The sequence below is a fragment of the Micromonospora sp. CPCC 206060 genome (assembly GCF_036906895.1).
In the GTDB taxonomy this organism is placed as follows: Bacteria; Actinomycetota; Actinomycetes; order Mycobacteriales; family Micromonosporaceae; genus Micromonospora.
In genome coordinates this window covers 326372-345363 of sequence record NZ_JBAKHU010000002.1, presented here as the reverse complement: position 1 = coordinate 345363, position 18992 = coordinate 326372, and the positions used below count along the sequence as shown (strand labels likewise).

The window sequence follows — 18992 nt, the reverse complement described above, 5'->3', positions numbered from 1 at the left end:
CGTGACCGGGGAGCACGACGACGGTCCACCGGAGGCGTCGGCGCCGGTGGGGACGGCCACGGACGGGTCACCGGCAGCGCACCCGGCACGACGGGTACACCGTTGGCGCTCATGGCGACGCAGCAGGCCGTTCTGGGGCGGCCTGCTCGTCAGCCTCGGCGCCATCGAGATCCTGGTGTCGGTTCGCGCTCCCCTGCCGGTGATCCTGCACGTCGGCCTCCAGGGGCTGGCCGCGTACCTGGTCCCGGTCCTGCTGCTGCTCTGTGGTCTGCTGCTGCTGTTCAACCCCAGCCAGCGGGTGTTCTACTCGATCCTGTCCATCGTGCTGTCGCTGGCGTCCTGGTTGACCTCGAACCTGGGCGGCTTCCTGATCGGCCTGCTGCTCGGTCTGACCGGTGGGGCACTGGCCTTCGCCTGGACGGCACACCGGCCCGGACCGGCCCCGCAGCCCGACCAGGTCGACCCGGAGGAGTTGCCGGAGAGCAGTGCGGAGCCGGCGACGACCGCGGATCCCGCACCGGATCCGGCAACCGGCCCGGCCCAGTAGACCAGGGGCGGCCCAGAAGACCAGGGGCGGCCCAGAAGACCAGGGGCGGCGGCAGAGGGTGAGGGTGCGGGGGGCCCGGGACAGGCCCCCCGCAGGGAAGGGACGGCCGGCTGTGCGACGACAGCCGTGGAAGGTCCGCCGGCAGACACCCGGTCACGGGCCGCCCGGCCTCCTCCTCGCGGGACGCGACTGGCATCACGTCCATCCTGTTCAACGAGATCGGCGGCACCGGGCAACGGGCCACCACGCGGACAGGGCCCGCCGGACGACCGGCGGGCCCTGTCCGGGGTACGGCGGAATCAGGCGGCGAGCGTACGCGCCAGGTTCTCGTCCAGCGCGTTCATGAACTCGTCGGTGGTCAGCCACGGCGCGTCGCGGGAGATCAGCAGGGCGAGGTCCTTGGTCATCTGACCGCCCTCGACGGTGTCGATGCAGACCCGCTCCAGCGTGTTGGCGAACTCGGTGACCGCCGGGGTGTTGTCCAGCTTGCCCCGGTGGGCCAGGCCACGGGTCCAGGCGAAGATCGAGGCGATCGGGTTGGTCGAGGTCTTCTCGCCCTTCTGCCACTGCCGGTAGTGCCGGGTGACCGTGCCGTGCGCGGCCTCCGCCTCGACGGTACGGCCGTCCGGGGTCATCAGCACCGAGGTCATCAGGCCCAGCGAGCCGAAGCCCTGCGCCACGGTGTCCGACTGCACGTCACCGTCGTAGTTCTTGCAGGCCCAGACGAACCCGCCCTCCCACTTCAGCGCGGCGGCGACCATGTCGTCGATCAGCCGGTGCTCGTAGCTGATGCCGGCGGCCTCGAACTCGGCCTTGAACTCGTTCTCGAACACCTCGGCGAAGATGTCCTTGAACCGACCGTCGTACGCCTTGAGGATCGTGTTCTTGGTCGACAGGTAGACCGGGTAGCCCCGGTCGAGGCCGTACCGCATCGAGGCGCGGGCGAAGTCGCGGATCGACTCGTCGAAGTTGTACATGCCCATCGCGACGCCGCCGCCGGGGAAGTTGGCGACCTCCATCTCGATCGGGGCGCCACCGTCGGTCGGGGTGTAGGTGATGGTGACCGTACCCGGACCCGGCACGACGAAGTCGGTGGCCTTGTACTGGTCGCCGTGGGCGTGCCGGCCGATGATGATCGGCTTCGTCCAGCCCGGCACCAGCCGCGGCACGTTGGACATGATGATCGGCTCACGGAAGACGACACCGCCGAGGATGTTACGGATGGTGCCGTTCGGCGACCGCCACATCTTCTTCAGGCCGAACTCCTCGACCCGGGCCTCGTCCGGGGTGATGGTCGCGCACTTGACGCCCACACCGTGCTGCTTGATGGCGTTGGCGGCATCGACGGTGACCTGGTCGTCAGTCTCGTCGCGGTACTGGATCGACAGATCGTAGTAGTGCAGGTCGACGTCGAGGTAGGGCAGGATCAGCTGCTCTCGGATCTGCTTCCAGATGATCCGGGTCATCTCGTCGCCGTCGAGCTCTACGACCGGGTTGGTTACCTTGATCTTCGCCATCGGCCGGCGCTCCTCTCAGGGGACATGCTCAAGCAGTACGAGCGTACTGGAAGCCGCCGGAGGGCCCTACACTGACCGCCTCCGTACCGTCCGGTTGCCCACATTGCCACCTCCGCGCCGCCCCGGCAGCGCCAACCAGCGGCCCGGTCACCGCTGCGGACGTACCGTCCCGAAGGGGCCCTGATCGGCGGAAACCGCACGCCGCAGCCACGCCATGACGCGGGCCGGGGCACACCATCGTGACGACGGTGTGCCCCGGCCCGGGAGCGTCCCGGGCGGTGGCCCGGGGGTGGATCAGCGGTCAGAGGTTGGCGACGTCACCCTGCTTGGCGCGGACCGCCTCGGCCGCCTCCTTCAGGCTGGCCAGCTCGTCCGCGTCCAGTCCGGTCTCGACGACCCGCTTGACACCCCCGGCGCCGATCTCCGCCTCGACGCCCAGGTAGACGCCGGAGATGCCGTACTCGCCGTCCACCCAGGCGCAGACCGGCATGACCTCGCCGGAGTCGGTGGCGACCGCCTTGGCCATCCGGGCGGCGGCAGCCGACGGGGCGTAGTACGCCGAACCGGTCTTCAGCAGCGCGACAACCTCGGCACCACCGTTGCGGGTCCGGACCACCAGCTCCTCGATCTTGTCCGCCGGCAGCACGTCACGCAGCGGCTTGCCGTTGACGGTGCTCTGCGACGGGACCGGGACCATGGTGTCGCCGTGCGAGCCGAGGGTGAGCGTGCGTACCGAGGCGACCGGTACGGCGAGCGTCTCGGCGACGAAGTTGGTGAACCGGGCGGTGTCCAGCATGCCGGCCTGGCCGAGCACCCGGTTCTTCGGGAACTGGGTGGCGAGCTGCGCCAGCGCGGTCATCTCGTCGAGCGGGTTGGACACCACGATGACCACGGCGTTCGGGGCGTACTTGGCGACGTTCTCGGATACCTGACGGACGATCTTGGCGTTCGTCTCCAGCAGGTCCATCCGGCTCATGCCCGGCTTGCGCGGCAGACCGGCGGTGATCACCACGACGTCGGAGCCCTCGATGGCCTCGTAACCCTCGCCGTTCGGGCCGGTGGTGGCGCCGATGACCTTGGTCTCGAAGCCCTCGATCGGGCGGGACTGGTTGAGGTCCAGCGCGAGACCTTCGGGCTTGCCCTCCACGATGTCCGTGATCACGACGGTCTCGAAGACGTCGTACTCGGCCAGGCGCTGCGCGGTGGTGGAGCCGTAGAAGCCGGCTCCGACGACAGTGACCTTTTTACCCATGGTCGTCCCACTCCCTGATGCCAGTCGGGTTTTCCGGACCGTATCAGCCATGGTGGCACCGGACAGGCCAGGGGCGCCGAGGGTTGGGCAGATCACCCGGCCGGGACGAAGGGTTCCGGGCGGGTCGCAATCGGCGTCGTCGTGGATGCGGACGTCGTCGTGGATGCGGACCAGTGCTGCCGCTGCGACGGCCGTCAGCCGCGCTCGGCGCGCTCGACCACGTTGGCCAGGAGCATGGCCCGGGTCATCGGCCCGACGCCACCCGGCATCGGCACGACCGCCCCGGCCACCTCGACGACGTCGGCGGCCACGTCACCGGTGTAGCGACCCTTGCCGTCGGCGCCGATCACCCGGGTGATGCCGACGTCCACCACCACCGCACCCGGGTTGACCATGTCGGTGGTGAGCAGGCCCGGTACGCCAGCGGCCACGATGACGATGTCGGCGGCACGGGTGTGCGAGGCGAGGTCGAGGGTGCCGGTGTGGCAGAGGGTCACGGTCGCGTTCTCGCTGCGCCGGGTGAGCAGCAGCCCGAGGGGCCGTCCGACCGTGTTGCCCCGGCCCACCACCGCGACCCGGGCGCCCTGCAGGGCGACATCGTGCCGGCGCAGCAACTCGACGATGCCCCGGGGGGTGCAGGGCAGCGCGCCCTCGTACCCGAGCACGAGCCGGCCGAGGTTGATCGGGTGCAGGCCGTCGGCGTCCTTGTCCGGGTCGATGGACTCCAGCACCCGCTGGGTGTCGAGGTGCGCCGGGAGCGGCAACTGGACGATGTAGCCGTGGCAGGCCGGGTCGGCGTTCAGCTCGGCGATCACCTCGTCGACCTGCTGCTGGGTGGCGTCCGCCGGCAGCTCACGCCGGATCGAGGCGATGCCCACCTCGGCGCAGTCACGGTGCTTGCCGTTGACGTACGCCTGAGAGCCGGGGTCCTCACCGACCAGGACCGTGCCGAGGCCGGGGACGATGCCCCGCTCGGCGAGCGCCTTGACCCGTACCCGCAGCTCGTCCTTGATCTCCGCCGCGGTCGCCTTGCCGTCCAGTACCGTCGCCGTCACCTCCAGATCGTCTCATGCCGGCCGGTCCGGGCACGGAGTACCCGGCCGCCACCGGCCGACTTCTCCCGAACCGACGGCCGAGTGACTCTGCGTAACGTGCTGTTGTTCACTCAACGTGATCACACGCACGAACCACTCCAGGCTCGCCGACCGCCGGAGGACCGTCGGCGACAGCGAGGGCGAAAGTGCGCCACAAGGCCGAAAACACGCGTGGACGCCGAGCAGGGCTCGGGAGCAGCCGCCGAATACCTGCCAGGACCAGCCAATTCAGGGATCCGCTTTATCACCTTCCGCCCGTGGCGACAAACCCACCGAGCCGGATCCGTTGCCAACCTGCAACCCGCAGGTGGTCGACACCCCGGCCTGCGACCTACCGTTGCCGATTGTTGCGCAGCGTAACCCAGCGTCGGGATCGACAGCGCAGCGTGAGGATACGAGGAGGCATAATGCAGGTTCGTAGGCTCGCTGCCTGGGCCGCCCTCCCGCTCGCGGTCACCCTGGGCCTGGCGGCCTGCGGTGGTAGCGGCGGCGGCGCCGGCGAGAGCAACCCCGACGCGGCGGTCCGGATCGAGATCGCCGAGCCCCAGCACCTGGTGCCCACCAACACCAACGAGACCAGCGGCTCGCAGGTCCTGGCCGCGCTGTTCAGCCCGCTGGTCGACTACGACGCCGAGAACAAGCCGTACGAGGTCGCGGCCGAGTCGGTGACGTCGAGCGACAACACCACCTGGACCATCAAGCTCAAGCCGGGCTACACGTTCCACAACGGTGAGGCGGTCACCGCCGACAACTACCTCGACGCGTGGAACTACGGCGCGTACGGCCCGAACGGCCAGAACAGCAGCTATTTCTTCGAGAAGATCGCCGGCTACGCCGACCTCCAGGCGGAGAGCGGCACCCCGAAGGCGAAGACACTCAGCGGTCTGCAGAAGGTCGACGACCTGACCTTCACGGTCACCCTCACCGAGCCGTACAGCGAGTTCAAGACGATGCTCGGCTACACCACCTTCTACCCGATGCCGAAGGCCGCGTTCTCCGCCCCGGGCGTCCTCGCCGATGGCTACGAGCAGGCGCCGATCGGTCAGGGCCCGTTCCGGATGAAGGGCACCTGGCAGCACGACGCCAAGGTCGAGGTCGAGCAGTACGACGCCTTCCCGGGTACGAAGCCGAAGGTGGCCGGGGTCGAGTTCCGGATCTACCAGCAGCTGACCGCCGCGTACGCGGACGTGCTCTCGGACAACCTGGACGTGATCAAGACGATCCCGACCGAGAACCTCTCCACCGCGTCGACGGACCTGGGTGACCGGTTCCAGCAGAGCTCGGCCTCCTCGCTCCAGGTGCTGGCGTTCCCCACCTTCCAGAAGGAGTTCAGCAACCCGGACGTGCGTAAGGCCATCTCGATGGCGATCGACCGGGACGAAATCACCAAGTCGATCTTCAAGGACTCGCAGCAGCCGGCACGTTCGTTCGTCTCGCCGGTGGTCGCCGGGTACCGGGAGAACACCATCGGCGCGGCGGGCGAGTTCGACCCGGCCAAGGCCAGGGCGATGTACACCGCCGCCGGTGGTCCCGCGAAGATCCAGCTGTCGTACAACGGCGACGGCGGGCACAAGGACTGGATCGACGCCACCTGCAACCAGCTCACGGCCAACCTGGGCGTGGAGTGCGTCGGTAACGCCGAGCCGAAGTTCGCCGACCTGCTGACCAAGCTGAAGGCGAAGGAGTCGGTCGGGCTGTTCCGGATGGGCTGGGTCATGGACTACCCGTCCATGGAGAACTACCTCGGCCCGCTGTACAGCAGCAACGGCTCGTCGAACTACTACGGCTACGCCAACCCCGAGTTCGACAAGCTCCTCGCCGAGGGCGCGAGCGCCCCGAACGAGGAAGAGGCGATCAAGAAGTACCAGCAGGCGGAGGATCTCCTCGCCAAGGACCTGCCGGTGATCCCGCTGCGGTACGGCCAGAACAACTTCGGCCACTCGACCAAGGTCAAGAACGTGGAGATGGATCTCTTCGACCGGGTCGACCTGCTCAAGATCGAGACCGTCGAGTAGGTCCACGCTGACCTTCCCGGTCAGCCGGCGTTGACCGGACCGGCTGGCCGGTCCGCTCGGCCCTGTTAAGAAGGGCCCCTTCCTATACCGAAAACGATAAGAAGGGGCCCTTCCTTGCACTTTCGGAGAGACTGCCTAATATGTTCCGCTTCATCGTGCGGCGCCTGCTTCAGATGGTCCTGGCCTTCTTCGGGACCACGCTGATCGTGTACGCGCTGATGTTCGCCGGTCAGGGCGACCCGATCCAGGCGCTCGCCGGCGAGCGACCGGTCACCGATGCCCAGCGGGCCTACCTGACCGAGAAGTTCAACCTGGACAAGACCGGGGTGGGCGGCTTCTTCTACCGCTATTTCGACTACGTGGGCAACCTGCTCCGCGGCAACCTGGGCGACTCGCTGACCGGCCGGTCGATCGGCGAGATCCTCGCCACGGCCTGGCCGGTCACCCTGAAGCTGGCGCTGATCGCGATGGCCGTCACCATCGTCGTCGGGGTCACCGCCGGGGTCATCGCCGGCATGCGGCGGGCCAGCGTCTTCGACAACTCGACCCTGCTGCTGACCCTGCTGGTGCTCGGTATCCCCACCATCGTGCTGGCCCCGCTGGCCCAGTACCTCCTCGGCGTGAAGTGGCAGCTCTTCCCACCCACCGCCGGCGCCCAGCCCAGCCTGTACGCGCTGCTGCTGCCCGGCATCGTGCTCGGCTCCCTCTCGCTGGCCACCGCGCTGCGGCTGACCCGGACCTCGGTGGCGGAGAACCTGCGCGCCGACTACGTCCGGACCGCGAAGTCGAAGGGTCTGGTCCGGCGGCGGATCGTCAGCGTCCACGTGCTGCGTAACTCGCTCATCCCGGTGGTCACCTTCCTCGGCGTGGAACTGGGCAACCTGATGAGCGGCGCGATCATCACCGAGGGCGTGTTCAACATTCCGGGCGTGGGCTTCAACCTCTTCCGGGGCATCCGGACCGAGGACGGCCCGCTGGTGGTCGGCATCGTCAGCGTGCTGGTCGTGGTCTACCTGGTCGCCAACCTGCTGGTGGACGTCCTCTACGCCGTACTCGACCCGAGAATCCGCTATGAGTGAGCATGAGTGATTTCGAGACGGTGGCGGCCAGCGAGAACCAGGCCGCCCGGCGCGGGCCGTCCGGCGAGCCGGGTGCCCCGAACCAGGTCGGGGTGCCCGGGAAGGCCCGCAGCCTGGCCGGGGACGCCTGGCGGGACCTGCGCCGCAACCCGATCTTCTGGATCAGCCTGACCCTGGTGGTCCTGGTCACCGCGATGGCGGCCTTCCCCGGCCTGTTCACCGGCAACGACCCCCGGGACTGTGCGCTCGCCCGGCAGCACGCCGGGCCGTCCGGGGCAGCGATCTTCGGGTACGACTTCCAGGGCTGCGACACCTACGCCCGCTCGGTCTACGGCGCCCGGGCCTCGCTGCTGGTGGGCGCCCTCTCGGCGCTGCTCACCGGGATCATCGCGCTGGTCGTCGGGATGGTGGCCGGCTACTTCGGCCGGTGGATCGACGCGGTGCTCTCCCGGGTGATCGACATCGTGCTCGGCATCCCGCTGCTGCTCGCCGCGATCGTGCTGCTCAAGCGGGTCAACAGCGACAGCTCCACGGTCCGGATCCTGGCGGTGGTCTTCGTACTGGCCATCCTCGGCTGGACCACGGCGGCCCGGGTGGTCCGCTCCTCGGTGATCATCGCCAAGGGGCAGGACTACGTCGCCGCGGCCCGGATGCTCGGCGCCGGTAACGGCCGGATCATGTGGCGGCACATCCTGCCGAACTCGCTGGCACCGGCGGTGGTGGTACTGACCATCGCGCTCGGCTCGTTCATCGCCGCCGAGGCGACGCTCTCCTTCCTCGGCATCGGCCTGAAGGCGCCCACCATCTCCTGGGGCATCGACATCGACTCGGGCCGGGTGCACATGCGCGAGTCGGCGACGCCGCTGGTCGTACCGTCCACGTTCCTCGCCCTGACCGTGCTCGCCTTCATCATGCTCGGCGACGCGATCCGCGACGCCTTCGACCCGAAGCTGCGGTGATCAGAGGATGTCAACGGCACACCTGCTTGAGGTCGAGGACCTGCACATCGAGTTCCGTACCCGGGACGGGGTGGCGAAGGTGATCAACGGGGTCACCTACCACCTCGACCCGGGCGAGACGCTCGCCGTACTCGGCGAGTCGGGCTCCGGCAAGTCGGTGACCGCCCAGGCGATCATGGGCATCCTCGACATGCCGCCTGCGGTGATCACCTCCGGTGAGATCCGCTACCGGGGCCGGAACCTGCTCGCCCTGCCCGAGGAGCAGCGTCGGCAGGTACGCGGCCGGGAGATCGCGATGATCTTCCAGGACGCCCTCTCCGCGCTGAACCCGGTCTTCCCGGTCGGCTGGCAGATCGGTGAGACGCTGCGCCAGCGGGCGGGGCTGTCCCGGGTCGCCGCCCGGGACCGGGCCGTGGAGCTGATGGACCTGGTCCGGATCCCGGCCGCCCGGCAGCGGATCAGCGACTACCCGCACCAGTTCTCCGGCGGTATGCGGCAACGGGTCATGATCGCGATGGCCCTGGCGATGAACCCGAAGGTGCTGATCGCCGACGAGCCCACCACCGCTCTCGACGTCACCGTCCAGGCGCAGATCATGGATCTCCTCGCCGACCTGCGCCGGGACCTGAACATGGCGATGATCCTGATCACCCACGACCTGGGGGTGGTCGCCGGGGTCGCGGACCGGATCGCGGTCATGTACGCCGGTCGGATCGTCGAGCACGCCGACGTACGGTCGCTGTACCGGGCGCCGGCCCACCCGTACACAAAGGGGTTGCTGGAGTCGATCCCGCGCCTGGACGTGCGCGGCCAGGAACTGTCCACGATCCGGGGCCTGCCGCCGAACCTGATGCGGATCCCGTCCGGTTGCCCGTTCCATCCCCGCTGCCCCTACGCCCAGCAGGTCTGCGTCGACGTGGTCCCGCACGACCTGGCCTTGGACGACGGTCGGACCAGCGCCTGCCACTTCGCCCAGGAGGTACGCGATGCCAGCGCCCGCCGCTGACCGCACGAAGGTGCAGGGGGAGACCATCCTCTCCGTCGACAACCTGGTCAAGCACTTCCCGATCACCCAGGGGGTGTTCCTCAAGAAGCAGAGCGGCGCGGTCCGCGCGGTGGACGGGGTCAGCTTCGAACTGCGCCGGGGCGAGACCCTGGGCGTGGTCGGCGAGTCCGGCTGCGGCAAGTCGACCCTGGCCCGGCTGCTCATGCGCCTGGAGACACCGACCGCCGGCCGGGCCACCCTGGAGGGGCGCGACCTGTTCAAGGCGTCCGGCGGCGAGCTGCGCCGGCTTCGCCGCAACATGCAGATGGTGATGCAGGACCCGTACACCTCGCTGAACCCGCGGATGACGGTCGGCGACATCATCGGTGAGCCGTTCGAGATCCACCCGGACGCCGCGCCACGCGGTTCCCGGGCCCGCCGGGTGCAGGAACTGCTGGAGGTGGTCGGGCTCAACCCGGAGCACATCAACCGGTACCCGCACCAGTTCTCCGGCGGCCAGCGGCAGCGCATCGGCATCGCCCGGGCGCTGGCGCTCCGCCCCGAGATCATCGTCTGCGACGAGCCGGTCTCCGCGCTGGACGTCTCCATCCAGGCCCAGGTGATGAACCTGCTGGAGCAGCTCCAGGCCGAATTCGGGCTCTCCTACATCTTCATCGCGCACGACCTGTCGGTGGTGCGGCACATCTCCGACCGGGTGGCGGTGATGTACCTCGGGAAGATCGTGGAGATCGGTACCGAGGACGAGATCTACGAGCGGGCCACCCACCCGTACACCCAGGCCCTGCTCTCGGCGGTGCCGGTCCCGGACCCGGAGGTACGCGACCTGCGGACCATCATCCGGCTCACCGGCGACGTACCCTCCCCGGCCGATCCGCCGTCAGGCTGCCGGTTCCGTACCCGCTGCTGGAAGGCCCAGGAGGTCTGCGCCACCCAGGAACCGCACGCGGTGCTCCGGGCTGCCGACCCACACCCGTCGGCCTGCCACTTCGCGGAGGTGGCGCCCCGCCTCAGCTGACCCGGGTCGCGCGCCGGCTCGACCGCGCCAAGCGTCGATCATGGAGTTGTGGTGCCCCGCAAAGTTAGCGAAACAGGGCAGAGCGCCCACCACAACTCCATGATCGACGCGCCGGTAACGGCGTCGGCCGGTTCAGTGGAAGAAGTGCCGGGTGCCGGTGAGGTACATGGTCACCCCGGCGGCCTGGGCCGCGGCGACGACCTCCTCGTCGCGGACCGAGCCACCGGGCTGGACCACCGCGCGCACCCCGGCGTCGAGGAGCACCTGGAGCCCGTCGGCGAACGGGAAGAACGCGTCCGAGGCGGCCACCGAGCCCCGGGCCCGGTCGGCGCCGGCCCGGTTCACCGCCAGGTGTGCCGAGTCCACCCGGTTGACCTGGCCCATCCCGACGCCCACCGTGGCGCCGTCGCTGGCCAGCAGGATCGCGTTGCTCTTCACCGCGCGGACCGCCCGCCAGGCGAAGGCGAGGTCCCGCAGGACATCGTCGGAGGCCGCCTCGCCGGAGACCAGCCGCCAGTTCGCCGGGTCGTCGCCGCCTGCGTCGATCCGGTCGGCCATCTGGACCAGCACCCCACCGCTGACCTGACGCCACTCCGCCGGCAGGGGCGCCCAGGCCGGGGCCTTCAGCAGCCGGATGTTCTTCTTCACCGCGAGCACGTCGACCGCGCCAGGCTCGTAGTCCGGTGCCACCACCACCTCGGTGAAGATCTCCGCCACCTGCTCGGCCAGCGCGACCGAGACCGGGCGGTTCACCGCGATGACCCCACCGAACGCGGAGACCGGGTCGCAGGCGTGCGCCTTGCGGTGTGCCTCGGCCACGTCGGCGCCGACCGCGATGCCGCACGGGTTGGCGTGCTTGATGATCGCCACGGCCGGCTGGGCGGCGAAGTCGTTCGCCGCCCGCCAGGCCGCGTCCGCGTCGACGTAGTTGTTGTAGGACATCTCCTTGCCGTGCAACTGCTCGGCCTGGGCCAGCCCGGCCGGCCCGGCCGGGTCGGTGTACAGGGCCGCCTGCTGGTGCGGGTTCTCCCCGTAGCGCAGGGTCTTCGTCGCCCGCAGGGCAAGCCCGGCGAACGCGGGCCAGTCCTGCCCCTCCGGCGCCAACTGCACCGCACACCACTCGGCGACCGCCACGTCGTACTCGGCGATGTCGGCGAACGCGCGGGCGGCGAGGGCCCGGCGCTGCGCCAGGGTGAAACCGCCGCCGTCGAGGGCGGCGTGCACCAGCGGGTACGCCCCGACGGCGGTGACCACGGCGACCGAGGCGTGGTTCTTCGCGGCGGCCCGGACCATGGCCGGCCCACCGATGTCGATCTGCTCGACGCACTCGTCCAGGCTGGCGCCGGAGGCGACCGTGGCCTGGAACGGGTAGAGGTTGGAGACCAGCAGGTCGAAGGGCTGCACGCCCAGCTCGTCGAGCTGGCTGACGTGCGAGTCCAGCCGCAGGTCGGCGAGTAGCCCGGCGTGCACCTTCGGGTGCAGGGTCTTGACCCGGCCGTCCAGGCACTCCGGGAAGCCGGTCACCGACTCGACCGGGGTGACCGGGACGCCCGCCTCGGCGATCCTGGTGGCGGTGCTGCCGGTCGAGACGATCTCCACCCCGGCCGCGTGCAGAGCCTGGGCCAGCTCGACCAGCCCGGTCTTGTCGTAGACGCTGATCAGGGCGCGCCGGATGGGGCGCCGGCCGTCGGTGGAACTCACGGGATGGTGACCTTTCTGCCGGTGATCGTCCAACCTTCGCGGACCAGCCGGCCGACCTGCTCGACGAGCTGGCGCCGCTCCGCTTCCTTGATGCGTTCGGTGAGGGTTCCCACGTCGTCGTCGTCGAGCACCGGCACCGCGACCTGCGCGACGATCGGGCCGGTGTCCATGCCGGCGTCGACGAAGAAGAGCGTCGCCCCGGTCACCTTGACCCCGTACGCCAGGGCGTCCCGGGGACCGTGGATGCCCGGGAACGCCGGCAGCAGCGTGTTGTGCGTGTTCAGGTAGCGGTCCCCGAAGGCGTCCAGGAACCTCGGGCCGACCAGCTTGAGGAATCCGGCCGAGATGACCAGGTCGGGGCGGTACTCGGCGACGTGCGCGGTGAGCGAGTCGTCCCAGTCCTGGCGGGTGGGGTGGTCCTTGACCCGGTCCACGAAGACCGGCACCCCGGCCGCCTCGGCCCGGCCGAGGCCGGCGATGCCGTCCCGGTCGGCGCCGACGGCGACGATCCGGGCGCCGTACGCCGGATCCGCCGTGGCGTCGAGCAACGCCTGGAGGTTGCTCCCGGAACCGGAGATGAGGACGACGACGCGGGCGACGGACGCGGGCTCGGTCACGCCAGCACCCTATCGGGCAGCCCACCTGGGCCGGCCGTCGGGCGGTCGGCGCGGTCCGGAGTGCGGACATGGCACATCGGATGCCCCATGCAGGTCGCACCCACCAGGTAGGCTCCCGTCGCTCAGGCCACGTTTGCCGCACCGGAAACATGCGCACCGTGGTACGACGCTAAGCACATCGTGAAGATCAAGGAGTCCATCCCCATGCAGCCCGGTTACCAAGGCCAGCCGCCACAACAGATCGATAACAACATGACGATGTCGATCGTCGCCATCTTCCTGTTCTGGCCGCTCGCCATCCCCGCCATCATCAACGCCTCCAAGGTCAAGCCGCTGATGGAGCAGGGCGACTACGCGGGCGCCCAGGCCGCCCTCGCCGCCTCCAAGAAGTGGTCCAAGCTGGCCCTGATCGTCGGTATCGCCTGGTACGTCATCGCTTTGCTGTGCTGCGTACTGGGTGGGGTTGCCGGGATCATGGGTGGCGACACCACCACCTACTGACCGTCTGTCTCACCTCCGAGGAGCAACTCGACATGCAGCCCGGTAACCCCGGCCAGGACCCGTACGGCCAGCAGCCGTACCAGGATCCGACCGCACCGCAGTACCAGGATCCGTACGCTCAGCCGCCTGCGGCACCGTACGGGCAGCAGCCGAGCTACGGGCAGCAGCCGACCTCGGGACAGCCGTACGGCCAGCAGCCCGAGTACGGGCAGCAGCCCGAGTATGGGCAGCAGCCGAGCTACGGGCAGCCGCCCACGTCGGGACAGCCGTACGGCCAACCGACCTCCGGGCAGCCCGAGTACGGGCAGCCGCCCACCTCGGGGCAGCCGTACGGCCAGCCGCCCGGATACGGGCAGCCGCCCACCTCCGGGCAGCCGTACGGCCAGCAGTACCCCGACCCGTACGCCCAGCAGCAGCCGTACGGTGCGGCGCCGGGCTACCCGGCGGGCGCCTACGGTGCTCCGGCCGGCGGGCAGAACAACACCCTCGGGTTGGTGTCGATGATCCTCGGCATCGCCTCGATCCCGCTCGTCTGCTGCTATCTGGGCATTCCACTGGGTATCGGAGCGGTGGTCACCGGCTACCTGGGCAAGCAGAAGGTCGCCCAGGGGTTGGCCAGCAACAACGGGCAGGTGATCGCCGGCATCATCTGCGGGGCGGTGGGTGCCTTGCTCGGCGTTCTGCAGATCGTCGCCCTGGTGGTCGGAGTGAGCATGCCGACCAACTACTGACCCACGGTTTCAGCGACGGGGCGCCCCGGGTGATCCGGGGCGCCCCGGCTCACGTCTGTGGGGCGGAGCCCGGATGCGGCGCCGATGAGGACGATGAGCGACGGGGTGTCGGTACCCGACCGGCGGGTGGCTCGGCGGGCCGCGCCAGGCCCCGGGTCGCCGCAGCCCCGATCATCGCCCCGACGCCGATGACCAGTGCGGCCAGGGCCGCCACCTGCCAGGCCACCGGGCCGATCTGGGCGAGCCGGCCGTCACCCAGTGCCCCGCCGGAGAACACTGCGGCGGCGCCGAGCAGCACCCCGGCGACCAGCCCGGTCCCGCCGGCCGCGCCGAGCAGGTGGGTCCAGCCGACCGTCGCCCGTTCGTCGGCGGCGACCCGCAGCAGACGTCGGGCGAGCAGCCAACCGGCGGCCATCCCGGCCAGCAACGGCACCGCGAGCAGCACCGCCCCGAATGGGCCGACCGGCCCGCTGGGCAGGCCGGCCAGCAGCGGTACGGCGGGGAGCGCCCCCAGGGAGACCTCGGTGGTGCGGACCGCGGTGTCCGTACCGATTGCGAAGCCGGGGCCGAGCAGGTAGGCGGCGGCCCAGATCGCGGCGTTCGGGGCGTACGCCAGGCTGACCAGGGTGATCCCGGCCTGACCGGCGACCCCGGTGCGGTACGCGCTGATCATGTCGCTCGCCTCGCCGCCCCCGGTGGCGACGGCCAGGCCGGCCGCACCGGCCCCGGCGGCGAGCAGCAGGGCCGCCGCTACGGCGCCACTGCGCAGTGCGTCGCGGACGACGGCCGGGAGGCGCCGGGCCAGCACGGTCAGTGCCCCGGTGGTACCGAGCGCACCGACCAGCGCCGCCGAGGCGCCGAAGACGGCCAGGGTGAGCCCGGCCCGCACCGGTGACACGCGCAGCGCTCCCGCGCTGGCCAGCCAGGCGGCGAGCGCGCCGAGCAGGCCGTACCCGAGCCCGATGGCACCGGCCACGACCAGCGCCTTACGGGGTGAGCCGGTGCGGCGGGCACCGATCGCCCGGCTGGTGTGCACCCCGGCCCGGGCCAGTCGCCAGGCGGCCAGCGCGGCGAGGGCGAGCGGGGCGAGGCTGAGCGGTCCGGTCGGGGTCGTCAGCGGTACGCCGTGGCCGAGCAGCCAACCGGCGAGCCCGGCCCGGAGCGCACCGGCCAGGCTGCCGGCGCCCTCGGTGAACTGGGCCAGCCCGAGCACCACGGCGACCGGCAGGTACGACACGATCGCCGCCCAGCCGACCGCCACCCCGGCAGCGACGGCGAGCGGGGCCCGGCTGCGGGCCGGGTCGGCCGGGCGGGCGGGTACGCGCCGGGGCGAACCGACGGCCGGGGCCGGCCCGCGCCCGGATCGGGTACGGCCGGTCGGCCGGGCGTCGGGACCGACGTCGGCGGGGGGTCGGCGGGGCTGATCGGGGGTGCGGGAGGACATCGTGCTCTACTTTGGCACGTCGGCCCGTTCCTGGCTGACCGACACCGACCCGGACCAGCGGCGAGTTTGGTGATCCACGGCCATCGGCCGGCGATCCGGTCTAGCCTCGGCTGCAGGAGGCCACCGCGCTCCAGGCGCGGCGCCGAGGTGTACGGAGGCACCCGTGAACGCTCCATACCCACCCGCCCGAGGAGGAGCCCAGGGTCGGGACCGGACGATGCTCTGGGGAATCCTCGGCATCGTGCTCGGCCTGATCTGCTGCGGCATCCTGGGCATCGTCTTCGGTTATTTGTCGATCCGGGACGCCAAGCGGTTCGGCAACTCGCCGGTGCTGGGCTACCTGGCCATCGCGGCCGGTGTGCTGAACATCATCGGTAGTTTCCTCCTCAACGCCACCGGCAACTATCCGGACTGGTACAACAACGACTGAGGGGACCGGCCCGCCGGGCCGACCCCCTCACCTCTGTCGCACCGGTCCGTACCCGGTCCTGCCGGGTCCGGACGGCGGCTCAGCTCGCGGACATGATCTCCCGCATCAGGCGGGCGGTCTCGGTCGGGGTCTTGCCGACCTTGACGCCCACCGCCTCCAGCGCCGCCTGCTTCGCCTCGGCGGTGCCGGACGAGCCGGAGATGATCGCCCCGGCATGTCCCATGGTCTTGCCGGGCGGCGCGGTGAAGCCGGCGATGTAGCCGACCACCGGCTTGGTGACGTGCGCCTTGATGTACTCGGCGGCCCGCTCCTCGGCGTCGCCGCCGATCTCGCCGATCATCACGATCGCGTCGGTCTCCGGGTCGTCCTGGAACGCCTTGAGCGCGTCGATGTGGGTGGTGCCGATGATCGGGTCACCGCCGATGCCGACGCAGGTGGAGAAGCCGATGTCCCGCAGTTCGTACATCATCTGGTAGGTCAGCGTGCCGCTCTTGCTGACCAGGCCGATCCGGCCGGTGCCGGTGATGTCGGCCGGGATGATGCCGGCGTTCGAGGCGCCGGGCGAGGCGATGCCGGGGCAGTTCGGGCCGATGATCCGGGTCCGCTCGCCCTGGGCCACGTTGTACGCCCAGAACGCGGCGGTGTCGTGCACCGGGACGCCCTCGGTGATCACCACGGCCAGCCCGATGCCGGCGTCGATCGCCTCGATCACGGCGGCCTTGGTGAACTGCGGCGGAACGAAGATGACCGTCGCGTCGGCGCCGGTCTCCTTCATCGCGTCCGCGACGCCGGCGAAGACCGGCAGTTCGGTGCCGTCGAAGTCGACGGTCTGGCCCGCCTTGCGCGGGTTGACGCCGCCGACGATGTTCGTCCCGGCGGCCAGCATCCGCCGGGTGTGCTTGGAACCCTCGGAACCGGTCATCCCCTGGACGATGACCTTCGAGTCCTTGGTCAGCCAGATCGCCATGTTCAGACCCCCGCAGCCGCCAGCTCGGCGGCCCGCTCGGCCGCACCATCCATAGTGTCCACCCGCTCGACGAGCGGGTTGGCCGCACCGTCGAGAATCGCCCGGCCGGCCTCGGCGTTGTTGCCGTCGAGGCGGACGACCAGCGGCTTGGTGACCTTCTCGCCGCGCTGCTCCAGCAGGGCCAGCGCCTGCACGATGCCGTTGGCGACCTCGTCGCAGGCGGTGATGCCACCGAAGACGTTGACGAAGACGCTGCGCACCGCCGGGTCGGAGAGCACGATCTCCAGACCGTTGGCCATCACCGCGGCGCTCGCGCCGCCGCCGATGTCGAGGAAGTTGGCCGGCTTGACGCCGCCGTGCCGCTCGCCCGCGTACGCCACCACGTCGAGGGTCGACATGACCAGACCCGCGCCGTTGCCGATGATGCCGACCTCGCCGTCGAGCTTGACGTAGTTGAGGTCCTTCTCCTTGGCGCGCTGCTCCAGCGGGTCGACCGCGGCCTGGTCCACCAGGGCCTCGTGGTCGGGGTGCCGGAACGCGGCGTTGCCGTCGAGGGTGACCTTGGCGTCGAGGCAGAGCACGGTGCCGTCGCCCGTCTTGGCCAACGGGTTGACCTCGACCAGGGTGGCGTCCTCGGCGACGAACGTCTGCCACAGCCGGACCGCGATGGCGGTGACCTGGTCGGCCACCTCGGCGGGGAACCCGGCCCGGGTGACGATCTCGCGGGCCTTCGCCTCGTCGACGCCCTCGTTCGCGTCGATGGCGACCTTGGCGACCTTCTCCGGGGTCTCGGCGGCGACCTGCTCGATGTCCATCCCGCCGGCCACGCTGGCGATGCACAGGAACGTGCGGTTCGCGCGGTCGAGCAGGTACGAGAAGTAGTACTCCTCGACGATGTCGGCGGTCACCGTGATCATCACCTTGTGCACGGTGTGACCCTTGATGTCCATCCCGAGGATGTCGGTGGAGCGGGCCACCGCCTCGTCGGCACCCTCGGCCAGCTTCACGCCGCCGGCCTTGCCCCGGCCACCGACCTTCACCTGTGCCTTGACGACCACTCGGCCACCGAGGCGCTCGGCGATCGCCCGAGCCTCCTCCGGGGTCGTGGCGACGCCGCCGGCGAGCACGGGCAACCCGTGCCGCTCGAACAGCTCGCGCCCCTGGTATTCGTACAGGTCCACGATTGCGCGTCCCGTCCCGTCTCCGCGGCGCGCCGTCGCGCCGCCGCCAGCGTGAAATGAAGTTGACGCCCGTCAGCGGAACAAACGGGCTATCGGGCGCAGCCTAGCGAGGTCGCGACCATCGGCAACCGAGCGGGTGCACGGTGTGCCGTAATGCACAACCGGCCGGACGCCTCAGCCGACCGGGCAGTGGCCGGCAGAGAAGTGCCGGAGGGCCTGCATGATCTCCGACTCCGGCCGGTCGGCGAAGTTCAGCGTGGCGGTGAACCCGGTACCGAAGAAGAGCTGCTGCATGCTGGAGTCCAGGGCGGTGAAGGCGCCCAGGTTCGCACCGGTACGCGGGTCGCGCGGCTTCACGCAGACCATCTTCTCCAGCCCCCACCGGCGCGGGTAGATCCGCTCGACGGACTCCCAGGGCAGCCAGATGGCCTGCCCCCGGGTCGGCCGGGTCTTGATCCACACGCCGGCCGGTCCGGCGGCCAGAACCGGACCGCCGGAGACCAGCAGCAACAGTTGCAGGCCGAGGAGCAGTCCGATGAACACGGCGAAGCCGGCCAGGAAGATCAGCAGACCGACGGCGTCGGCCGCGGACAGGGCGGCGAGCCCCGTCGGACAGGCCATCATCAACAGGATGAACAGCAGCAGGGCGCTGAAGACGACCGCCCGCTTGCTGGCGTTGGGCCGGACCACGTAGGGCTGGTCGGTGGGGATCCGCCGGGTCACCACGACCGGTGGGGGCGGGGGCAGCGGGGGTGGCCCGGCGACCGGCTCGGGCCCGACCGGTCCGCCCGCGCCGGGCCGTCCGGCCCAGGGATCCGGCCAGCCCGGGGGCAGGCTGGGCGGCGGCATGGGCGGCGGTTGCGGCGGAACGGTCACGACGGACTCCGGCGGGGTGCGGCGGGGTGGGCCACAGCGTACGGCGGGGCCGCCCGCACC

18 protein-coding genes are annotated in these 18992 nt (G+C 70.5%); 9 read left to right on the top strand and 9 right to left on the bottom strand.

What is annotated here, in order from left to right; all coding sequences use genetic code 11:
- Nucleotide 1: 1 nt before the first annotated feature.
- The gene (locus V6U90_RS03985; RefSeq protein WP_334431153.1) at nucleotides 2-547 is read left to right on the top strand and encodes a DUF6114 domain-containing protein; all 546 of its coding nucleotides are present in this window, start codon (nucleotides 2-4) and stop codon (nucleotides 545-547) included.
- Between the two features lie 299 nt (nucleotides 548-846).
- Here V6U90_RS03985 and V6U90_RS03980 read toward each other — a convergent pair whose 3' ends face one another.
- The 3 genes from V6U90_RS03980 to V6U90_RS03970 all read right to left on the bottom strand — a co-directional run bounded on the left by V6U90_RS03980 (nucleotide 847) and on the right by V6U90_RS03970 (nucleotide 4371).
- Nucleotides 847-2064 (bottom strand): NADP-dependent isocitrate dehydrogenase, encoded by a 1218-nt coding sequence (locus V6U90_RS03980; protein WP_334431152.1) that lies wholly within the window; start codon nucleotides 2062-2064, stop codon nucleotides 847-849.
- 301 nt (nucleotides 2065-2365) lie between these two features.
- A complete protein-coding gene (gene mdh / locus V6U90_RS03975; protein WP_334431151.1) occupies nucleotides 2366-3316 on the bottom strand; it encodes a malate dehydrogenase in 951 nt (316 codons plus the stop codon).
- 194 nt (nucleotides 3317-3510) lie between these two features.
- Nucleotides 3511-4371 carry a bifunctional methylenetetrahydrofolate dehydrogenase/methenyltetrahydrofolate cyclohydrolase gene (locus V6U90_RS03970; protein WP_334431150.1) on the bottom strand — a complete coding sequence of 287 codons (861 nt, stop codon included), beginning with the start codon at nucleotides 4369-4371 and terminating at the stop codon, nucleotides 3511-3513.
- Nucleotides 4372-4817: 446 nt separating this feature from the next.
- Between V6U90_RS03970 and V6U90_RS03965 the strand changes: the two genes are divergently transcribed.
- From V6U90_RS03965 to V6U90_RS03945, 5 genes are all read left to right on the top strand, one after another.
- Nucleotides 4818-6425, top strand: a complete 1608-nt coding sequence (locus tag V6U90_RS03965; protein ID WP_334431149.1) for a peptide ABC transporter substrate-binding protein — start codon at nucleotides 4818-4820, stop codon at nucleotides 6423-6425.
- Between the two features lie 140 nt (nucleotides 6426-6565).
- Nucleotides 6566-7504 carry an ABC transporter permease gene (locus V6U90_RS03960; protein ID WP_334431148.1) on the top strand — a complete coding sequence of 313 codons (939 nt, stop codon included), beginning with the start codon at nucleotides 6566-6568 and terminating at the stop codon, nucleotides 7502-7504.
- A gap of 2 nt (nucleotides 7505-7506) precedes the next feature.
- A complete protein-coding gene (locus V6U90_RS03955; RefSeq protein WP_334431147.1) occupies nucleotides 7507-8463 on the top strand; it encodes an ABC transporter permease in 957 nt (318 codons plus the stop codon).
- Nucleotides 8464-8470: 7 nt separating this feature from the next.
- Nucleotides 8471-9469 carry an ABC transporter ATP-binding protein gene (locus tag V6U90_RS03950; RefSeq protein WP_334431146.1) on the top strand — a complete coding sequence of 333 codons (999 nt, stop codon included), beginning with the start codon at nucleotides 8471-8473 and terminating at the stop codon, nucleotides 9467-9469.
- On the top strand, nucleotides 9450-10484 hold the full coding sequence (locus tag V6U90_RS03945) for an ABC transporter ATP-binding protein (RefSeq protein WP_334431145.1): 1035 nt from the start codon (nucleotides 9450-9452) through the stop codon (nucleotides 10482-10484). Before V6U90_RS03950 ends, V6U90_RS03945 begins: the two co-directional genes overlap by 20 nt.
- Nucleotides 10485-10616: 132 nt before the next feature.
- On the opposite strand, the gene purH is transcribed toward V6U90_RS03945, so the two are convergent.
- Nucleotides 10617-12185 carry a bifunctional phosphoribosylaminoimidazolecarboxamide formyltransferase/IMP cyclohydrolase gene (purH, locus tag V6U90_RS03940; protein ID WP_334431144.1) on the bottom strand — a complete coding sequence of 523 codons (1569 nt, stop codon included), beginning with the start codon at nucleotides 12183-12185 and terminating at the stop codon, nucleotides 10617-10619.
- On the bottom strand, nucleotides 12182-12802 hold the full coding sequence (gene purN, locus V6U90_RS03935; RefSeq protein WP_334431143.1) for a phosphoribosylglycinamide formyltransferase: 621 nt from the start codon (nucleotides 12800-12802) through the stop codon (nucleotides 12182-12184). Before purN ends, purH begins: the two co-directional genes overlap by 4 nt.
- Nucleotides 12803-12982: 180 nt before the next feature.
- Between purN and V6U90_RS03930 the strand changes: the two genes are divergently transcribed.
- On the top strand, nucleotides 12983-13303 hold the full coding sequence (locus V6U90_RS03930; RefSeq protein ID WP_334431142.1) for a CD225/dispanin family protein: 321 nt from the start codon (nucleotides 12983-12985) through the stop codon (nucleotides 13301-13303).
- A 32-nt stretch (nucleotides 13304-13335) separates the two neighbouring features.
- Nucleotides 13336-14034, top strand: coding sequence for a DUF4190 domain-containing protein (locus V6U90_RS03925; RefSeq protein ID WP_334431141.1), 699 nt, complete (start codon nucleotides 13336-13338; stop codon nucleotides 14032-14034).
- Between the two features lie 49 nt (nucleotides 14035-14083).
- Here the strand turns inward: V6U90_RS03925 and V6U90_RS03920 are convergent, their stop codons facing one another.
- Nucleotides 14084-15478, bottom strand: a complete 1395-nt coding sequence (locus V6U90_RS03920; RefSeq protein ID WP_334431140.1) for a cell division protein PerM — start codon at nucleotides 15476-15478, stop codon at nucleotides 14084-14086.
- A 163-nt stretch (nucleotides 15479-15641) separates the two neighbouring features.
- Between V6U90_RS03920 and V6U90_RS03915 the strand changes: the two genes are divergently transcribed.
- The gene (locus tag V6U90_RS03915) at nucleotides 15642-15908 is read left to right on the top strand and encodes a hypothetical protein (RefSeq protein ID WP_442933517.1); all 267 of its coding nucleotides are present in this window, start codon (nucleotides 15642-15644) and stop codon (nucleotides 15906-15908) included.
- Nucleotides 15909-15987: 79 nt separating this feature from the next.
- Here V6U90_RS03915 and sucD read toward each other — a convergent pair whose 3' ends face one another.
- The 3 genes from sucD to V6U90_RS03900 all read right to left on the bottom strand — a co-directional run bounded on the left by sucD (nucleotide 15988) and on the right by V6U90_RS03900 (nucleotide 18932).
- Nucleotides 15988-16875, bottom strand: a complete 888-nt coding sequence (gene sucD, locus V6U90_RS03910) for a succinate--CoA ligase subunit alpha (RefSeq protein ID WP_334431138.1) — start codon at nucleotides 16873-16875, stop codon at nucleotides 15988-15990.
- Nucleotides 16876-16877: 2 nt separating this feature from the next.
- Nucleotides 16878-18056, bottom strand: coding sequence for an ADP-forming succinate--CoA ligase subunit beta (gene sucC, locus V6U90_RS03905; RefSeq protein WP_334431137.1), 1179 nt, complete (start codon nucleotides 18054-18056; stop codon nucleotides 16878-16880).
- A gap of 174 nt (nucleotides 18057-18230) precedes the next feature.
- The gene (locus V6U90_RS03900) at nucleotides 18231-18932 is read right to left on the bottom strand and encodes a hypothetical protein (protein WP_334431136.1); all 702 of its coding nucleotides are present in this window, start codon (nucleotides 18930-18932) and stop codon (nucleotides 18231-18233) included.
- Between the last annotated feature and the right edge of the window lie 60 nt (nucleotides 18933-18992).

Coding starts and splice junctions, on each gene's coding strand:
- V6U90_RS03950 (WP_334431146.1), top strand. CDS start 8,471: ATGTCAACGGCACACCTGCTTGAGGTCGAGGACCTGCACATCGAGTTC.
- V6U90_RS03925 (WP_334431141.1), top strand. CDS start 13,336: ATGCAGCCCGGTAACCCCGGCCAGGACCCGTACGGCCAGCAGCCGTAC.
- V6U90_RS03920 (WP_334431140.1), bottom strand. CDS start 15,478: ATGTCCTCCCGCACCCCCGATCAGCCCCGCCGACCCCCCGCCGACGTC.
- sucD (WP_334431138.1), bottom strand. CDS start 16,875: ATGGCGATCTGGCTGACCAAGGACTCGAAGGTCATCGTCCAGGGGATG.
- V6U90_RS03960 (WP_334431148.1), top strand. CDS start 6,566: ATGTTCCGCTTCATCGTGCGGCGCCTGCTTCAGATGGTCCTGGCCTTC.
- V6U90_RS03965 (WP_334431149.1), top strand. CDS start 4,818: ATGCAGGTTCGTAGGCTCGCTGCCTGGGCCGCCCTCCCGCTCGCGGTC.
- V6U90_RS03945 (WP_334431145.1), top strand. CDS start 9,450: ATGCCAGCGCCCGCCGCTGACCGCACGAAGGTGCAGGGGGAGACCATC.
- V6U90_RS03955 (WP_334431147.1), top strand. CDS start 7,507: ATGAGTGATTTCGAGACGGTGGCGGCCAGCGAGAACCAGGCCGCCCGG.
- V6U90_RS03980 (WP_334431152.1), bottom strand. CDS start 2,064: ATGGCGAAGATCAAGGTAACCAACCCGGTCGTAGAGCTCGACGGCGAC.
- mdh (WP_334431151.1), bottom strand. CDS start 3,316: ATGGGTAAAAAGGTCACTGTCGTCGGAGCCGGCTTCTACGGCTCCACC.